Annotated in this window: 16 protein-coding genes and 1 pseudogene; 11 read left to right on the top strand and 6 right to left on the bottom strand. The window is 67.3% G+C overall.

Translation table 11 applies throughout. The annotated features are described in order from the left end of the window. Window positions 1-3 precede the first annotated feature (3 nt). The 6 genes from PL79_RS36260 to PL79_RS26460 form a co-directional block, all read right to left on the bottom strand. Window positions 4-198 carry a hypothetical protein gene (locus PL79_RS36260; RefSeq protein ID WP_044844314.1) on the bottom strand — a complete coding sequence of 65 codons (195 nt, stop codon included), beginning with the start codon at window positions 196-198 and terminating at the stop codon, window positions 4-6. Between the two features lie 51 nt (window positions 199-249). After that, window positions 250-1,326, bottom strand: a complete 1,077-nt coding sequence (locus PL79_RS26480; protein ID WP_044844344.1) for an extracellular catalytic domain type 1 short-chain-length polyhydroxyalkanoate depolymerase — start codon at window positions 1,324-1,326, stop codon at window positions 250-252. A 515-nt stretch (window positions 1,327-1,841) separates the two neighbouring features. Next, entirely contained in the window at window positions 1,842-2,225 is a 384-nt protein-coding gene (locus tag PL79_RS26475) for a GtrA family protein (RefSeq protein ID WP_044844313.1), read from the bottom strand. A 16-nt stretch (window positions 2,226-2,241) separates the two neighbouring features. Beyond that, window positions 2,242-3,285 (bottom strand): glycosyltransferase family 2 protein, encoded by a 1,044-nt coding sequence (locus tag PL79_RS26470; protein ID WP_044844312.1) that lies wholly within the window; start codon window positions 3,283-3,285, stop codon window positions 2,242-2,244. A 23-nt stretch (window positions 3,286-3,308) separates the two neighbouring features. After that, window positions 3,309-4,688, bottom strand: a complete 1,380-nt coding sequence (locus tag PL79_RS26465) for a glycosyltransferase family 87 protein (RefSeq protein ID WP_044844311.1) — start codon at window positions 4,686-4,688, stop codon at window positions 3,309-3,311. After that, complete coding sequence (locus PL79_RS26460; protein WP_044844310.1) at window positions 4,688-5,923, bottom strand: glycosyltransferase family 87 protein; 1,236 nt, start codon at window positions 5,921-5,923, stop codon at window positions 4,688-4,690. Before PL79_RS26460 ends, PL79_RS26465 begins: the two co-directional genes overlap by 1 nt. 1,050 nt (window positions 5,924-6,973) lie before the next feature. On the opposite strand from PL79_RS26460, the gene PL79_RS26455 reads away from it, so the two are divergent. The 11 genes and pseudogenes from PL79_RS26455 (at window position 6,974) to PL79_RS26405 (ending at window position 16,337) form a co-directional block, all read left to right on the top strand. Next, the gene (locus tag PL79_RS26455; protein ID WP_011880534.1) at window positions 6,974-7,156 is read left to right on the top strand and encodes a Flp family type IVb pilin; all 183 of its coding nucleotides are present in this window, start codon (window positions 6,974-6,976) and stop codon (window positions 7,154-7,156) included. Window positions 7,157-7,324: 168 nt separating this feature from the next. Continuing rightward, window positions 7,325-7,531, top strand: coding sequence for a Flp family type IVb pilin (locus PL79_RS26450; RefSeq protein WP_044844309.1), 207 nt, complete (start codon window positions 7,325-7,327; stop codon window positions 7,529-7,531). Window positions 7,532-7,562: 31 nt separating this feature from the next. Continuing rightward, the gene (locus PL79_RS26445) at window positions 7,563-8,102 is read left to right on the top strand and encodes an A24 family peptidase (protein ID WP_044844308.1); all 540 of its coding nucleotides are present in this window, start codon (window positions 7,563-7,565) and stop codon (window positions 8,100-8,102) included. Window positions 8,103-8,134: 32 nt separating this feature from the next. Further along, on the top strand, window positions 8,135-9,535 hold the full coding sequence (locus PL79_RS26440; RefSeq protein ID WP_044844307.1) for an ATP-binding protein: 1,401 nt from the start codon (window positions 8,135-8,137) through the stop codon (window positions 9,533-9,535). Between the two features lie 35 nt (window positions 9,536-9,570). Beyond that, window positions 9,571-10,407 carry a Flp pilus assembly protein CpaB gene (cpaB, locus tag PL79_RS26435; RefSeq protein ID WP_044844306.1) on the top strand — a complete coding sequence of 279 codons (837 nt, stop codon included), beginning with the start codon at window positions 9,571-9,573 and terminating at the stop codon, window positions 10,405-10,407. A 113-nt stretch (window positions 10,408-10,520) separates the two neighbouring features. After that, a pseudogene (locus PL79_RS26430) lies at window positions 10,521-12,504 on the top strand (type II and III secretion system protein family protein). Window positions 12,505-12,524: 20 nt separating this feature from the next. After that, the gene (locus PL79_RS37070) at window positions 12,525-12,821 is read left to right on the top strand and encodes a hypothetical protein (RefSeq protein WP_044844304.1); all 297 of its coding nucleotides are present in this window, start codon (window positions 12,525-12,527) and stop codon (window positions 12,819-12,821) included. 27 nt (window positions 12,822-12,848) lie between these two features. Further along, window positions 12,849-14,120, top strand: a complete 1,272-nt coding sequence (locus tag PL79_RS26420) for a pilus assembly protein TadG-related protein (RefSeq protein WP_044844303.1) — start codon at window positions 12,849-12,851, stop codon at window positions 14,118-14,120. 13 nt (window positions 14,121-14,133) lie between these two features. Beyond that, the gene (locus PL79_RS26415) at window positions 14,134-14,667 is read left to right on the top strand and encodes a TadE/TadG family type IV pilus assembly protein (RefSeq protein WP_044844302.1); all 534 of its coding nucleotides are present in this window, start codon (window positions 14,134-14,136) and stop codon (window positions 14,665-14,667) included. Then, the gene (locus PL79_RS26410) at window positions 14,664-15,107 is read left to right on the top strand and encodes a TadE/TadG family type IV pilus assembly protein (RefSeq protein WP_044844301.1); all 444 of its coding nucleotides are present in this window, start codon (window positions 14,664-14,666) and stop codon (window positions 15,105-15,107) included. Before PL79_RS26415 ends, PL79_RS26410 begins: the two co-directional genes overlap by 4 nt. Window positions 15,108-15,128: 21 nt before the next feature. Further along, window positions 15,129-16,337, top strand: a complete 1,209-nt coding sequence (locus PL79_RS26405) for an AAA family ATPase (RefSeq protein ID WP_044844300.1) — start codon at window positions 15,129-15,131, stop codon at window positions 16,335-16,337.

Genomic DNA, 16,337 nt, shown 5'->3' with positions numbered 1-16,337 from the left:
GCGTCAGCCGGGTTGATGCAACGGTTGGAGCGTGCGCTCGAGCGTGGCTGTCGTCGCGGTTCGGCCAGGTGATGTGGCGCACGTTGGCTGGGCATCGGCGAGGGCATTTGTCTTCTCGTTCGCATCGATGATGCCCATCGGCATCGGCATCGGCATCGGCATCGGCATCGGCATCGGCATCGGCATCGGCATCGGCATCGATGCACCGATGCGTGTCGCGCAGAGGGGCGCGTCGAATGCGCATCTCCGCTACCGCTTGCGCCGCCGCCTTCGAAAGAAATTCCAGAACATCGCGGTCGCGTCCGGCCCGGTCGCGGAGTGGAATGCTTCGCGCGGATCGCCGCCGCTCCACGCGTGCGCCAGGCGGCGCACGATGCAGACCCGCACGATCAGCGTGCCGCCGCGCAGATAGTCGGTGTAATCCGCATCGTCGTGCGCGTACGTATGTTGCTCGCCGACGCGCAGCTCACCCTGTGCGTCGACGAGCCGATTGATCCGCGCGAACGCGACTCCCAGCTGCAGCGCATTCTGCTCGGCGACGACCGTATCGAGTCCGCCGTGCACGACGAGTGCCGGCATGCCCGGATAAGCGCGCCCGTCGACGCAGGCATCGACGACGCGTATCGGATCGTCGCGCAGACCGCGGCGCATCAGGCTCATCGCGGCCATCGTCGACAACGGCGGCGCGATGGCCGGCCCGGAGTGCAGGCCGACGGCCGCGAAGCGATCGGGAAAGTCGAGCGCCAGACGCGCGGCCAGCCCGGCGCCGGCCGAGATGCCGGCCAGATAGACACGGTCGCGATCGAACCCGCGCTCCCGCACGATCGCGTCGACGAGCGATGCGATCGCCGGGGCCTCCGACTGCGACGCATCGCCATGCCAGTTCCAGCAGCGATGGGCGTGGGCGGTCTTCGCCTGTTCGGGAAACAGCACGGCAAATCCGGCGCGCTCCGCGACGTGGCAAATACGGGTGCCAGCGGCGAACGACTCGGCGGTCTGCTTGCAGCCGTGCAGCATGACGACGACGGGCAGGCCGTCGGTCGTCGCCGGTACGGCGGGCAGGTACAGCGCGTACGCAAGATGGTTGACGAGCTGGCCGGCGGCGGGGCGCGCGGAATGAAACGAGCGCAGCCACGTGCCGGGTGCCTGGCGCGGCGATGTGCGGGCGGCGGGCGCCGGTGCGCGGGCCTGACGCGTGGTGCGTGCGGTGGCGGGGCGCTTCGCCGATGGCGCCGGATTGGCGGTCTTCCTTTTGGGCCGCGCGCGCGTCGCGGCGGTCAACAGGTCGAAAGGCCGTAGCCAGAGGCTGGATTTTTTCCTGGGCATGGACGGATCTCGTGCCGGCGGCGCGCGCGACAGCATGCGGCGAAGCCGGCCGTCGGGTGGAAGGCGAATGATGGCGGCGCACGATGCGTGCCGCGGGAAGCGTCCGCGTCGACGTGCCGCGGCATGACCGACACGGATGCGACGGCGCGACCCGCACCGCCGCGCGACATGTTGCCGGCAGCCTCGCGATTCGGACAGGCCACGCGCCATGCTAGCAGGCATCGCTCGTCTCGGGTGCGATGGTTCCGTGACGGATCGATGAATGCTTCGACCCTACCGCGGGCCGTCCCGAACGCGATGCTCGACATCGTCATGTGCATTCGGCGACCGGCTTCGCGATGAACCGGGCCTGCTCCCCGACGACGCAATCCGATGCGGATGCGTTCGTCGCGATGCGTGGAATGGCTCGGCGATCGATGTCACGACGGCATGCAGCCGGCCGCGCCGGCGGACCTTGTATCGATTGCGCGTTTGCGATCGCCGGAATCACATGTCGCGATGCCGGCGTGAAGGATTCACCGATACGTCCACACCCGGTGCAGTACGAACATCGTCGGCGGGATCAGCAGCGCGATCGCGACGATGGCCCAGCCGCGCGGTACGTCGAGCAGTTCGGCGGCGCGCGCGAGCGCCATCGTTTCGGCGAAGCCGGCCAGCGCCACGGTCAGATAGCGCACCAGGTTGCGCGAGTGCACCGTCGACGAGAAGCTCCACAGCGTATTCGCGAGATACGAGAACGCCGTCGCGCCGACGAACGCGACGGCGTTCGCGATCACTTGCGTCGCATCGAACAGCGCGTACAGTGCGGACGCGATCAGCACGTGCAGCGCGGTCGAGCAGAGCCCGGACAGGCCGAAGCGCACCAGCCGCACGCGCTCGGCGTAGAGCAGTGCGAACATCGCCGGCTGCACCGATTCAGCGGGCGCCGACCCGCATGCGGGCCGGCTGGACGCGGCGGCGTGCGGCCGCGCGGCGCGTATCGCGCGCGACCGGCAGCTCGACCACCTTGCCTTGCGTCTGGTAGCGGCGGCGGATCAGATAGACGGGACGTTGCTTCGATTCGTCGTAGATGCGTCCGATATATTCGCCGACCACGCCGATGCCGATGAGCTCGATGCCGCCGATGAACAGCACGACCGACAGCAGCGACGCGTAGCCGTGCACCGGATTGCCGAACAGCAGCGTGCGTCCCACGATGAACGCGCCGTAGAGGAACGCGAGCGCGGCGATGCCGAGGCCGATGTAGGTCCAGCTGCGCAGCGGCACGGTGCTGAAGCTCGTGATCCCTTCGATCGCGAAATTCCACAGCTTCCATCCGGAGAACTTCGAATGCCCGGCGCTGCGCGCGTCGCGCTGGTACTCGACGATCACGGTCCGGTAGCCGACCCATGCGAACAGCCCCTTCATGAAGCGATGGCGCTCGGGCAGGCTGCGCAGCGCGTTCACGACCTTGCGGTCCATCAGCCGGAAGTCGCCGACGTTCTCCGGCAGCTTCACGTCCGACAGCACGTTGTGCACGCGGTAGTAGATCGCGGCGGCGGTGCGCTTCGCGAACGAATCGCACGCGCGGTTGCTGCGCTTCGCGGCGACGACTTCCGCGCCGTCGCGCCAGTGCTCGAGCATCACCGGAATCAGGCTCGGCGGATCCTGCAGGTCGGCGTCGAGCGGGATCACCGCGTCGCCGGCCGCTTCGTCGAGACCGGCGGTCAGCGCCGCTTCCTTGCCGAAGTTGCGCGTGAGATCGATCACGCGCACACGGCGGTCGTTCAGGCTCGCGCGGATCAGGCGGTCGAGCGTGTCGTCGCGGCTGCCGTCGTTCACGCAGACGATCTCGAAGCGGATCGCGTCGAGGCTGGCCATCAGCGGGATCACGACGTCGAAGAAGCGTTCGACGGCTTCGCCTTCGTTGTAGAACGGTACGACCAGCGAGACGAGCGGTGTGTAGAGCGGTTCGCGCATGATGGGTCCCCTGTGATGACGTGTCAGCGGCCGACGCCGAAGGTCGGGCGGCCGCTGCGGCGCAGTCCGTGCGCCGGGCGGTGGTGTGAGCGGACCGGATGCGGGAAGCCGGTCTCGGTCGAGTTGTCGCGTGCGTCGGGCATCGACGGCACGTCGTGCCTTTCTTGTGCAATCCGGCTGACGAGCAGTGCCAGCGAGGCCAGCGTGACCAGCGGCATGAACTGGAACGACAGATGCGGCACCAGCACGAGGCCGGCGAGCGGCATCACCCACATCAGCAGCAGCCATTCGCGATCGAAGCGCCGCCAGCCGTGCGTCCACGCATAGCGTGCGTACCATGCGATCACGAGCCCGTACCAGGTCAGGTCGTAGTCGTACAGATAGGGGCTGACGATCAGGCACGCGCAGGCGAGCGTCGCGGCACGCAGCGCGTACGAACACGCGCCGCGCCATGCGTACACGACGGCGATCGCGGCGGTCGCGGCCGACAGCAGCTGCAGGCCGCGCGCGACGTAGGCGGGCCAGCCGGCGAGGGTGGCGAGCGCGAAGACGGTCGGCATGCGCGCGAGCCGTGCGTGGCCGGCGCCGACGAGCTGCGCTGCGTCGTGAATTCCGTGTGCGAATGCGAACCACGCGCCGAGGCCGAACGCGAGCGTCGACAGCGCGCAGCCGCCGGCGATCGTTGCCGCCCACGCGGCCAGCGCGCGCCATTGAGCGGCGCACAGTAGCGCGAGCGGGAACAGGATCGCCATTTGCGGCTTCATCGTCAGCAATCCGAAGCAGATGCCGGCGATGACCGGACGACGATTCAGCATCAGCAGCCCGCAGCCGGCGAGCGTCGCGGTCAGGAGGCTCGTCTGTCCGACGATCACCGCGAGAAACGCGCCGGGGAACGCGAGCGCGCAGAGCAGCGCCGCGTCGCGCTGCACGGTCGCGCGGATCGTCACCGCGAACAGCGCGTAGGTGACGCCGATCCACAGGACGAGCGCGAACATGTACGGCAGCCAGCCGAGCGGCAGCACGAACAGCAGCATCGTGGGCGGGTAGAGCCACGGCAGCGAACCGTCCGCGGCATTCATCGTCGGAATCGCGAGTTTCTCGATCGCGAAGAGCGACGGGAAATGCCACGCGTCGATCGCGTGGCCGTGCGCGGCGAGCCGTGCAGCGCTCCAGATCGGCGAGAAATCCATCGCCAGCGGATCGGGAGCGGCCGTATGCGACCAATGCACGCGTGCGAGGTAGACGCAGAGGAACAGCAACTCGGTCAGCAGTACCGCTGCCGCATAGAGGCGGACCCGATCACGATTGAGCCAGTGCGGGAACCGGCGCGGGCCGGCGATCGGCAGTTCCGGATGTGCGTCGAGCACCGAATCGACGTGCAGAAGGGAGCGCGGCGATCTCATCACGCATTCCCCGACGCAAGGGTCGAGCGACGCACGACGACGAACAGGACGGCGAGCAGCACGACCGGGCCGATCTGCGGCAGCTTCGTGATCCGGTTGAATACTTCGAATATCGGCAGCAGCCACGCGAGCACGATCACGATCTGGTCGCCCGGCAGCCAGCCTTCGTCGAGCCCGTGGGCGATCACGCAGAAGAACGCGATGCCGAGCCACGCGAGTTCGTAATGCCACAGATAGGGGGTCGTCAACAGCGTGGCGATCACCAGCGCCGCGCCGCGCAGCCGAATGTCGGCCGTGCGACGCCACACCTGGACGGCGGCGGCGATTGCGAGCAGCCCGACGGCGGCCTGGGCGGCGAGCGAGACCGGAATCGATGCGCCCGCAAGCCGCAGCGCCGCGAACGTCGTGGGCGAAACGAACCAGTAGGCAGGAAGGGTGAAATGCATGCCGCGCACGATCGACATCGCCTGAGCCAGGCCGTGCAGGGAGCTGGTGCCGGTCAGCGCAATGCCGGCCACGGTGAACAGCACCGTGGTGATCGCTGCCGACGCGAATGTGCGCCACGAGCGGGTCGCGACCAGCACGAACGGAAACACCACCGCCAGTTGCGGCTTGATGGCGAGCAGCCCGATCAGCACGCCGGCGACGATCGGGCGTCGGCCGAGGAAATGCAGCGCGAATGCGGCGATGCCGGCGGTCAGGATGCTGTTCTGCCCGTACAGGACGGACGCGAACACGCCGGAGTAGGCGAGCACGACGAGCGCGGCGGCGCGCGGAGCGGGCAGGTGCGCACGCAGACCCGACAGTCGCAGGACTGCGTACGCATAGCATAAAAGACTGCCCGCAAAAAAGAGGAAATACGCGGGCAGGAAAGGCACGAGGGCGACCGGCGCGATGAACAGCAGCATCGTCGGCGGATAAAGCCAGGGCAGCGACTGGTGGCCTATGTAGGCACCGAATTGCGCTACCTCGGCATGGGAGAAGAGGACCGGATCGTAGATCGCGGCGGCATTGCCTTGCAGCACGAGCTGCGACGCGGTCCAGAAGACGGAGAAGTCGACACCCGGCCGTGCGGTGGTCTGTGACGTGAAGGCATCCGTCACGAAGCCCCAGGTGATCAGGAATCCAACACACAGCATCAGCATGATGCAGCTGTACGGAATGATCCGGTCGGCTGTCAGCCATTGAGCACAGCGTTTGGCGCGATAGCGCACTCCACGATTGGCTGTGTACATGATGCCCCGTTTGCGGTGAAGGCTGCTTCTCTGCCGCAGCCTTTTTGTGTTGCTGTGTATCCGGATCGAATCGCGTTCGATGGCGCTGTCCGGTGAATGCATTGTTGGAGAAAAAATCGCGTGACGCAAACCGCGGGCTGAATCGTGAGATATCGATTCGGCAGCGACAGCGCGGAAAACGGGGTTTTCACGTCTGAGAAAACCGTAGCGGCGCAAATGATGTTTCTCGCTTGAAACATTCCGGGTTTTTCGCCGGTCCGGCGGTGTGCGGAATTCGTGTCGGGCGACGGGCTGCATGGATTCGGGAAAATCCCGAGAAAATTTTTGGGTGCCCTTGCACAGCACGGCGGCGCCCCGCCGGCATCCCGGGCCGGCCTGCGTGCGTATATCAAATCTGAAACATTTTGTGCAGCGCGCCGAAACACGACTGACGGGGGGATCGCCGGAACCCTTGCTGCGTCTGGATTTCCTTCTGGCTGGCCTGCTCTTTGCGTCAAGGTCCGCACGAAAGTCGACGACGTGATGAACGACCGGTTGAAGCAACAGGCTGACAAGACCGGACTCAATCACCTGCGGAAAGCAACGGATCGAGGGCGCGTCGGGGAATACGCCGCCCAGGCCGTGAAAACCGCCGGAAACGTCGACCGAGCGAATAGGCGACGGCATCGTCCGCGCAACAAGAATCACATGACAGCATTTGGGGAATAAAAATGAAAGACCAGAGCACGTCGCGGCTCGCATGCCGCGAAGCATATCCGCAGCAGCATCGACGCGCTTGCGTCATCCGTTCAATCCGTATCCATGCACGGGGCGGTCGTTGCGCCGTTCTCGCTCTGCTCGATCGCGCCATTCGCCAGATCGCAGCGCGCATGGATATCGCACGCATCAGCCCACCGACAATCGTTCGCCCGGCCAGGCTCGTACCCTGCCGTGTCCGTCGCTGAGCGCCGCATCCGAATCCATTTGTTGTGCCGTTGTGCCGGTAGTGCCAGCTCCCCGCGTCGATACCCGACAACGGGATTTCAATAGTAGTGCGAAAGGAGATTAGCCATGTCCACGTTCATCCAGAAAGTCCGCGGTTTCGTCCAAGACGAGCAAGGTGTGACGGCCATCGAATACGGCCTGATCGCCGCGCTGATCGCAGTCGGCCTCGTTGCAGCATTGACGCTGGTCGGAAACGATCTCAAGACCGTGTTCAACACGATCGCAGACGACCTCAACGCGGCCATCTGAATGGCGGGGCGGCGAACGGTGAGTCCGGCCCGTTCGTCGTCATCCCGTCGCTCGATCAGGGCCGGACACCCAACCAACGGATGTCGAATGAACCGAACGGCGGATGACTCGGCCGGTGCACTGCTCGAGTCTCCCCCGCTCTCTTGATCAACCGAATCGGAGGTCGTCATGCGGACCAGGGGATGTGCGGTAGCGGTATCGCGATGGATCGCCGACGAGCAGGGGGTGACGTCGATCGAATATGCGCTGATCGCGGCAGTATTCGCCACCATCGTGCTGGGAAGCGTGGTCGTACTGAAGGGTTCGCTTGAAGACATGTACAACGCGATCGCGTCGATCGTGACCGCGGCGGTCAATACCGCACTGGGTCAGTGATCCTGATCATTACATCCCGTCGAGGTTCGCCATGTTGCCTGCCGCGCTGCCTTACCCGGTCCCGTTGTGCGTGACGCTGCTCGTCGTCGTCGCGGCCAGCACGGACATCACGAGCCGACGCATCCCGAACCGGCTCGTCGCGCTCGGGCTGGCCGGTGCGCTGGTTGCCCAGTGCGCGCTGCACGGCATCCAGGCGGGTGCGCTCGCATGGCTTGCCGGCGCCGCGACCGGCTTCGGCCTGCTGCTGCCGTTCTATCTGTTGCGCGGGATGGCCGCAGGCGACGTGAAGCTGATGCTCGCGATCGGCGCGTGGGTCGGCGCCCAGATGACGTTCTACATCGTGCTGGCCGCCTTTCTGGCCGGCGGGATCGGCGCGATCGGTTTCGCGCTGCTGCGCGGACGCGTGCGCCAGATGTGGGCGAACGTCGTGGCGCTGATCGCGCGTCGCGCGTCCGGGGCGCGTGCAGGGGCAACCGACGGCCCCGTGGAGTTCGCGTCGGTCGGTGCGTTGCCGTATGGCGTGGCGATTGCCGCCGGCACGCTGGGCATGCTGTTCGTATCGTGCGCGTAGCGCGCCGAACCTGCAACGAGGATGGACCGAACATGAACACGAATCCCACCGAACCGAGACGCGACGCGCAGGTTGCACACCTGCCGCTTCCGTCGCCCATGCGGGAGGCGCACGCGAAGCCGGGCGCGCAACTGCCGGCGGCGCCGCGCTCGCTCGAGGAAACCGGACTGAGCCAGGCGTTCATCGCAGGGCTCGTGCTGAAGTCGACGCTGGTGCTCGGCCGCCCGTCCTACGGCGACCTGATCGAGCGTCACTGTCTCCCGCTCGCCGTGCTCGACGACATCTTCGCGTTCCTGGTGCGCGAGCATCTGGTCGAACTGACCCATCGCGGCAAGACGGACCTCGACGTGACGTTCCGCCTGACCGAGGCAGGCCGCCTGGCCGCGCTCGAAGAGCGCGCGCGCAGCAGCTACAGCGGCCCTGCGCCGGTGACGCTCGACGCGTATCTCGACTGCGTGTCCTCCCATTCGGTGCGCAAGCTGCGCGTGGCCCAGAACGACGTGTGGGCCATCTTCGACGGCGTCGTCATGGATACGGCGATCCTCGATTCGGCGGCCGCCGCGCTGAACTCCGGCCGTCCGCTTCTGATCTACGGCCCGGCCGGCAGCGGCAAGACGTTCCTCGCGGAGCGGCTCGGCGCGCTGATGGGCGGCCACGTGCCGGTGCCGTACGCCATTTGCGCCGCCGGCGAAGTGATCCAGATCTACGACCCACTCGTGCATGTCGATGCGGCAGCGCAAGCGGACGGCCAATCGGTCGATCGCCGCTGGCGCCTGTGCGAGCGGCCGGTCGTGATGTCCGGCGGCGAGCTGACGCTCGACGAGCTCGACCTGCGCCGCGATGACGCGGCGGGCTTCTACCAGGCGCCGCCGCACATGAAGGCGAACATGGGCATGTACATCGTCGACGATCTCGGCCGCCAGCGTGTCGAGCCGCGCGACCTGCTCAACCGCTGGCTGCGCCCGCTCGATCGCGGCGTCGATTTCCTGACGCTCGAGTCCGGCAACCGCTTCGTGCTGCCGTTCGACGTCTGGCCGGTGTTCTCGAGCAACCTGGCGCCGGAGCAGTTCGCCGACGACGCGTTCCTGCGCCGGCTCGGCTCCAAGCTTCACGTCGGCGCGTTGTCGATCGACCACTACCGCGCGGTGTTCGACGCCGCATGTGCGTCGCTCGGCCTGGTATCGACGCAGGACGCATTCGACTATCTGCTGCACCGGCTGCACCTGCCGACCGGCAAGGCCTATCTCGCATGCTTCCCGATGGATCTGCTGCGCCTCGTCGCCGCCGGCGCGCGGTATCGCGGCGATCCGCTCGAAGTGACGCACGACGCGCTGCACGACGCATGGGCCAGCTATTTCGGCACGGCGCCCGAGCGCGACGGCGTGTATCTGCCGCCTGCCGACCACGGCGGTCGCACGCACGTAACCGGTTGAGCCGTTTCTTTCACGATTCGTTGAGGAGCATTGCCATGAAAAACAGTCGAGCGCTCATGATGCTGATCGTCGCGATGGTCGCGGGGCTTGCCGCGGTCGTGTTCGCGTCCCGCTGGTTGATGAATACCTCCAGCAGCTCGATCACGTCGGTCGCGGTGGCGACCACCGACCTGAACCTGGGCGAGCCGCTCGGGCCGAACCAGATCCATATGGTGAGCTGGCCGTCGGGCAGCGTGCCGACCGGCGCGTTCACCGACACGAAGGAACTCGAAGGGCGCGTCGTGCGCACGAGCCTCGCCCGCGGCGAGCCGGTGATCGAGTCGAAGCTCGCGCCGGTCGGCACGAAGGGCGGGCTGTCCGCGGTGATCGCCGACGGCAGCCGCGCGATCACCGTGCGGGTGAACGACGTGGTCGGCGTCGCGGGCTTCGCGCTGCCGGGCAACTACGTCGACGTGATCGTCAACACGCAGGAACAGCAAGGCAAGACCGACGGGCAGAGCATCTCCAAGATCGTGCTCGAGCACATCCTCGTGCTGGCCGTCGCGCAGCAGGTCAGCCGCGACGACACCGCACCGAAGGTCGTCAACGCGGTGACGCTCGAAGTCACGCCCGACCAGGCCGAGCGCCTCGACCTCGCGCGCAGTGTCGGCACGCTGTCGCTCGTGCTGCGCAATCAGGTCGACCAGAAGACGCTGACCACCGACGGCGCGACCAAGCTCACGCTGCTCGGCAAGGCACCGGTACCCGAAGCGCCCGCACCCGCGCCGGTGAAGACCGTGCGCGTGCGTGTCGCATCCCATGCGGCACCGGGAGCACGCCGCGATTGCGTCGGCGTGCTGACCGGGGTACACGGCAGCGTCGAATGTTTCTGAATTCGTAGAACACGTGCAAATAACCACATTAACCAGATCGGCCGCCGTCAGGGCACGGCGGCCTTGAAAGTCGACAACCGGCGCCTCGCCGGTCACTCGGGGGATCAGACGAAATGAAGATCAATCCGCAACATTCAGGTACCGGCCCGGTGCGCACGCGTATCGCACGGGGCGCGATGATGGCCGCGATCCTCTGTGCCGGAACGCTGACCGTATACAGCGCACTGGCCCAGGAAGCCGCCGAATCGGCCGCGCTGATGAAGGGCGGTGCCGCCGCGCCGGCGGCGGCCGCCAAGGGGCCGATGCAGATGACGATCAGCATGACGCCGACTCCGGCCGCCGCGCCCGCCGCGGCGCCGGGGCCGCTGCGCGGGCCGAACTGCGTGGGCGCGGTACGCGAGTCGACCAGCGTCAGCGTGCCGCTCGGCAAGTCGCTGCTGGTGCCGATGCCGGAGCCGGTCCGCAACCGGACCATCGGCAACCCGGCCGTCGCGCAGGCGACGATGGTGTCGCCGCAGACGCTGTACATCCTCGGGCTGTCGGTCGGCACGACCAACATGATCGTGCAGGGGCGCAGCGGTGCGTGCCGCGTGATCGACGTGGCGGTCGGCGCGGACGCCGGCGGCCTGCAGGCGTCGCTGATGCAGCTGATGCCGAACGAACACGACATTCACGTATCGACCGCCGCCGGCACGATCGTGCTGGCGGGCAACGTATCGAACTCGCAGGCCGCGCAGCAGGCGGTGCAGATCGCCCGTGCGTACAGCGACAGCGCCGGCGACGGCGGCGGCAAGGGCGCCGGCGTGCTGAACATGCTGGCCGTCACGTCGCCGCAGCAGGTGATGCTCGAGGTGAAGGTCGCCGAAGTGTCGAAGACGCTGATCAACCAGATGGGCAGCGCGTTCAACATCCAGGGCGGCTTCGGCTCGTGGAGCGGCGCGCTCGTCAGCAACCTGCTCGCGGGCGTCGCAAGCGGCGCGGTGTTCAACAAGGCGAACAACAGGCCGTTCAGCATCGCGGCCGATGTGCAGAACACCGACAACCTCGTCAAGATCCTCGCGGAACCGAATCTCGTGACGATCAGCGGCCAGGAGGCGACGTTCCTCGCCGGCGGCAGGATCTTCATCCCGGTGCCGCAAAGCAGCGGCAATGGCACGTCGTCGATCACGCTGCAGGAGGAGGAATTCGGCGTCGCGCTGAAGTTCACGCCGACGGTGCTCGGGAACGGCAGGATCAGCCTGAAGGTCGCGCCGGAAGTGTCCGAACTGTCGCAGACGGGCGTGACGCTGAGCGCGTCCAACATCGGCGGCACGTCGATCCTGCCGCTGATCACGACGCGGCGCGCGTCGACGACGGTCCAGATGGGCGACGGAGAGTCGTTCGCGATCGGCGGGCTGATCAAGGACAACGGGACCGGTGCGCTGAAGGCGATCCCGGGTGTCGGTGAAGTACCGGTGCTCGGCGCGCTGTTCCGCAGCACGTCGTTCCAGCAGGATCGCACCGAACTGATCTTCGTGATCACGCCGCACCTGGTGAGGCCGCTGCAGACCGCCGACGTGCCGCTGCCGACCGACAGCTTCTCGAAGCCGAACGAAGCCGACGTGTATGCGACCGGCAACATGGAAGGCCGCAAGGGTGTCCGCCGGGCGGGCGCACAACGGCGAGCGGCGCGATGGATGCACCGCAGACGCCGGCTCCCGCACTGCTCCGGGCCGCATCGGCTGAGCCGGCCGCACCGGCCGCCGCACTGCCGCACCCGCGTGCGCCGCAGCCCGCCGATGCACCGGCGCCGGTGCCGGCGCAGCCGAGAAGGCCGCGGCGGCGACGCGGCAGGAGCGGTGACGCCGAACCGGCGCCGGCCGCGCAGCCGCAAGAGCAACCGCAGTCGCAGCCGCAACAGCAGTCGCAGCCGCAGGCCGATGCGGCCCCGGGCCACCGGCGCGGATCGCGCGCATCGAAGCGGCTGCCGCGCGTCTCGCGGCCGCCGGTTCCGCCGCGCCGGCAATACCTGCGCCGCGTTCGACGCACAGCTTGCAGGCCGCCGCGCACGCGCAGGTCGCGCGGGCGGGCACGGAACGCCAGTCCACCGATCGTTGAAGCCATTCAAGGGGAAGCTCATGAAATCCGCCTACCTCGTATTCGTGCGCCGCGCGGCGCTCGCCGTCCCGCTCGCGTTCGCGCTCGCCGGCTGCATGTCGTCGACGCCGGTGTGGGACACCCGCTTCGGCGATTCGGTCCGCGCCGTCACGCAAGCCCAGATCATCGATCCGCATGCCGCCGAACACGCGGCATCGAACCCGGGGGTCAACGGCAGCGCCGCCGCGTCCGCACTCGACAACTATGAAAAGTCGTTCAAGCAGCCCGAGCCGAAAGCCAATGCATTCGTGATCGGGATCGGCAAGTCGGCGCAGTAACACGCAGGCAAGCTCAGGGAGAACGCCATGTCCAGCGCAGCTCGTCATCCGAATCTCACGCGTCGCGGTATGCATCACCAGCGAGGCGCCGTCGCGATCATCGTCGGTCTCGCACTGGCGGTGATGATCGGGTTCGTCGGTCTCGCGCTGGACCTCGGCAAGTTGTACGTCACGCGCAGCGAACTGCAGAACAGCGCCGACGCATGCGCGCTGTCCGCTGCGCGCGACCTTACGTCGGCCATCAGCCTGCAGGTCTCGGAAGCGGACGGCATCGCCGCCGGCCACTCGAATTTCGCGTTCTTTCAGCAGAACGCGGTACAGATGCAGACGGATTCGAACGTCACGTTCAGCGATTCGCTGACCAATCCGTTCCTGACCAAGACGGCGGTCACCACGCCGGCGAACATCAAGTACGTGAAGTGCACCGCGCAGTTGAGCAACATCGCGCACTGGTTCATCGAGGTGCTCAACACGATTCCCGGCGTGCAGGTCGCGAACGCGGCCCAGGTCGCGGCGAGCGCGATCGCGACGGTCGGCGCCGGGCAGACGACCTGTGCGATTCCGGTGTTCGTGTGCCGCGCGGCGGCCGCCACGCCGTACAAGGTCGGCGACTGGATCTCGTCGCTGTCCGGTTCGTCGACGACATACGGGCCCGGCAACTTCGGCTGGGCGGCGCTCGACGGCTCGACGAACGAGCCGACCATCGCCAGCGAACTGTCCGGCAATACCTGCAGCATCACGTCGCCGCCCGACCTTGGTTCGACTGGCCTGAAGTCCGCGTCGCTGCGCGCCTGGAATACCCGCTTCGGCATCTACACGAACGGCGCCAACGGCTCGAGCGGACAGCCGGACTTCACCGGCTATGCATACGTCGGCCCGAACTACGGGCCGCCGGGAACCGCGGGCATCGTCGGCGACGCCTACGCGCAGTTCGTGCTCGATCGCGCGAGCTTCAAGTCGTACCAGGGCGACGGCACGCCGCCCGCCGGCAGCGGCATCGCGACCAACGGGACCGCTACGGCCGGCAACTACCAGACGTATGGCGGCGACCGCCGGGTCGCGCTTGCCCCCGAGGGCGACTGCTCGACGCTGAACGGGGCAAGCAAAAAGCTGCACGTCACGCAGTGGGACTGTGTGCTGATGCTCGATCCGCTGCCGTTCAGCCCAGGCTCCGGCGGGATCGTGGCACACCTCGAATACCTCGGCTCGACGGCCTCCGGCACCACGCCGTGCGCGACGCACGGCCTGCCGGGCAGCGGCAGCCCGGCAGGCATCAAGGTGCCGATGCTCGTTCAATAGAGGAGACGCGATCATGAAAAGGCTCCCGATTCGCCGGTCACGCATGCGCGGTGTCGCCGCGGTCGAATTCGCGCTCGTGCTGATGCCGATGATCCTGCTCGCGACCGGCGTGGCCGAGTTCGGCCGCGCGATCTACCAGTACGAAACCATTACCAAGGCGACGCGCGACGCGGCGCGCTACCTGTCGGTCTATCTGCCGACCGACAGTGCGTATCCGCTCGCGGCGGCGCAGTGCCTCGTCGTGTACGGCAGCACCACCTGCGGCTCCGCCGGCACCGAGCTGGTGCCGGGGCTCACGACGTCGATGGTGATCGTCTGCGACGCCGCGCATTCGCCCGATTGCGCCGACGCGTCCGACCCGTCGCAGTTCGCGAACCTGCCGACGTACGACTCGACCAACAACGCGGCAAGCGGCACGGCGACCGGCAGCATCAACATCGTCGAGGTGAAGGTGAAGGGTTACCAGTACCAGCCGATTCCGGCCTACCCGGGACTGTCCTCGATCACCTTCGGCAACATCGTCACCGTGATGAGGCAAGTGTCATGAACGCGCGCCCCTTTCCGCTGTCGCGCCGTGGCGCCCAACGCGGCGCCACGATCGTCGAGTTCGCGCTGATCGCATCGATCCTGATCATGCTGCTGATCGGCATCTTCGAATTCGGGCGCGTGCTGTTCTACTGGAACACCGCGACCGAGGCCCTCCGGCTCGGCGCACGCACGGCGATCGTCTGCGACGTGAACGCCGCCGGCGTTGCGAAACGCGTGAAGTCGCTGATGCCGATGCTGTCGAACGCGAACGTGTCGGTGAGCTACACGCCGTCGGGCTGCGACGTGAGCTCCTGTTCGTTCGTGACGGTCAGCATCACCAACGTGACGGTCAGGACGATGATTCCGATCGCGAACGTCGCGATCACGATGCCGTCGTTCACCACCACGCTGTCGCGGGAAAGCCTGAATTCGTCGACGGGCGGAAGCGCCTGTCAATAATCGAACCGACGAGGCACAGTCATGATCAATATCCTCGTAGCTGCCGACGATACCGCCCGGCTCACGCAGATCGCGCGCCTGGTCACCGACAGCGGACACTATCGCGTGACGCGCGCGCACGGACGGCCGTCCCAGATCGAGCATCGAACCGACGGGCTCGATTCGTTCGACATCCTGCTGATCGACGGCGCGACGACCGACGCGGCCGAGCTGTCGGCGCTCGAGCGGATCTGCCGGCTGCACCCGGGCCTGACCGGTATCCTGGTGACCGCGGATGCGGCTCCGCACGTGCTGCTGGACGCGATGCGCGCCGGCGCGCGCGACGTGCTGCAGTGGCCGATCGACCCCGCGGCGCTCGCCCGCGCGCTCGAACGCGCGGCCGCGCAAAGCACGCGGCGCGACAGCGACGATACGCGCTTCGTGTCGTTCATGTCGTGCAAGGGCGGCGCGGGTACAAGCTTCGCCGCGAGCAACGTCGCGTACGAGATCGCCGAAGGCCACAAGCGCCGCGTGCTGCTGGTCGATCTGAACCAGCAGTTCGCGGATGCCGCGTTCCTCGTCAGCGACGAGACGCCGCCGTCGACGCTGCCGCAGCTGTGCGCGCAGATCGAACGGCTCGACGGCGCGTTTCTCGACGCGAGCGTCGCGCACGTGACGTCGACGTTTCACGTGCTCGCCGGCGCGGGCGACCCGGTGAAGGCCGCGGAGATGCGCGAGGACGCGCTCGAATGGATCCTCGGCGTCGCGGCGCCGCGTTACGACTTCGTGATCTTCGACATCGGCGTCAGCATCAATCCGCTGTCGATGATCGCGCTGGATCGAAGCGACCAGATCCAGCTCGTGCTGCAGCCCACGATGCCGCACGTGCGCGCGGGCCGCCGGCTGCTGGAGATTCTCGTGTCGCTCGGCTACCCGACCGACCAGTTGCGGCTGGTGGTGAACCGGATGACGCGAGCGAGCGAGCGGTCCCGCGCCGCGCTCGAGGAAGTGCTCGGCCTGCACGCCAGCAGCACGATACCCGACGACGCCGACACCGTGCGCGAAGCGCTCGACCAGGGGCATCCGGCCTCGCGCGTCGCGCGCGGCGCGGCGGTCACGCGTGCGTTGCAGGCGTGTGCGAAGCAGATCGTCGAAGGGGACGTGCGCACCAGGCACGGCACGTCCAGCAGCGAACCGTTGATGTCCCGGCTGTTCGGCCGCAAGGCCACGCCGAAACTCAAGTCCATGTGA

The sequence above is a fragment of the Burkholderia sp. USMB20 genome, assembly GCF_000949135.2.
Lineage (GTDB): Bacteria > Pseudomonadota > Gammaproteobacteria > Burkholderiales > Burkholderiaceae > Burkholderia.
This window is presented reverse-complemented; position numbering and strand designations above follow the sequence as displayed.

Coding starts and splice junctions, on each gene's coding strand:
- PL79_RS26450 (WP_044844309.1), top strand. CDS start 7,325: ATGCGGACCAGGGGATGTGCGGTAGCGGTATCGCGATGGATCGCCGAC.
- PL79_RS26455 (WP_011880534.1), top strand. CDS start 6,974: ATGTCCACGTTCATCCAGAAAGTCCGCGGTTTCGTCCAAGACGAGCAA.
- PL79_RS26465 (WP_044844311.1), bottom strand. CDS start 4,688: ATGAGATCGCCGCGCTCCCTTCTGCACGTCGATTCGGTGCTCGACGCA.
- PL79_RS26410 (WP_044844301.1), top strand. CDS start 14,664: ATGAACGCGCGCCCCTTTCCGCTGTCGCGCCGTGGCGCCCAACGCGGC.
- PL79_RS26480 (WP_044844344.1), bottom strand. CDS start 1,326: ATGCCCAGGAAAAAATCCAGCCTCTGGCTACGGCCTTTCGACCTGTTG.
- PL79_RS26470 (WP_044844312.1), bottom strand. CDS start 3,285: ATGCGCGAACCGCTCTACACACCGCTCGTCTCGCTGGTCGTACCGTTC.
- cpaB (WP_044844306.1), top strand. CDS start 9,571: ATGAAAAACAGTCGAGCGCTCATGATGCTGATCGTCGCGATGGTCGCG.
- PL79_RS26440 (WP_044844307.1), top strand. CDS start 8,135: ATGAACACGAATCCCACCGAACCGAGACGCGACGCGCAGGTTGCACAC.
- PL79_RS36260 (WP_044844314.1), bottom strand. CDS start 198: ATGCCGATGCCGATGCCGATGCCGATGCCGATGCCGATGCCGATGCCG.
- PL79_RS26405 (WP_044844300.1), top strand. CDS start 15,129: ATGATCAATATCCTCGTAGCTGCCGACGATACCGCCCGGCTCACGCAG.
- PL79_RS37070 (WP_044844304.1), top strand. CDS start 12,525: ATGAAATCCGCCTACCTCGTATTCGTGCGCCGCGCGGCGCTCGCCGTC.
- PL79_RS26475 (WP_044844313.1), bottom strand. CDS start 2,225: ATGTTCGCACTGCTCTACGCCGAGCGCGTGCGGCTGGTGCGCTTCGGC.
- PL79_RS26420 (WP_044844303.1), top strand. CDS start 12,849: ATGTCCAGCGCAGCTCGTCATCCGAATCTCACGCGTCGCGGTATGCAT.
- PL79_RS26445 (WP_044844308.1), top strand. CDS start 7,563: ATGTTGCCTGCCGCGCTGCCTTACCCGGTCCCGTTGTGCGTGACGCTG.
- PL79_RS26460 (WP_044844310.1), bottom strand. CDS start 5,923: ATGTACACAGCCAATCGTGGAGTGCGCTATCGCGCCAAACGCTGTGCT.
- PL79_RS26415 (WP_044844302.1), top strand. CDS start 14,134: ATGAAAAGGCTCCCGATTCGCCGGTCACGCATGCGCGGTGTCGCCGCG.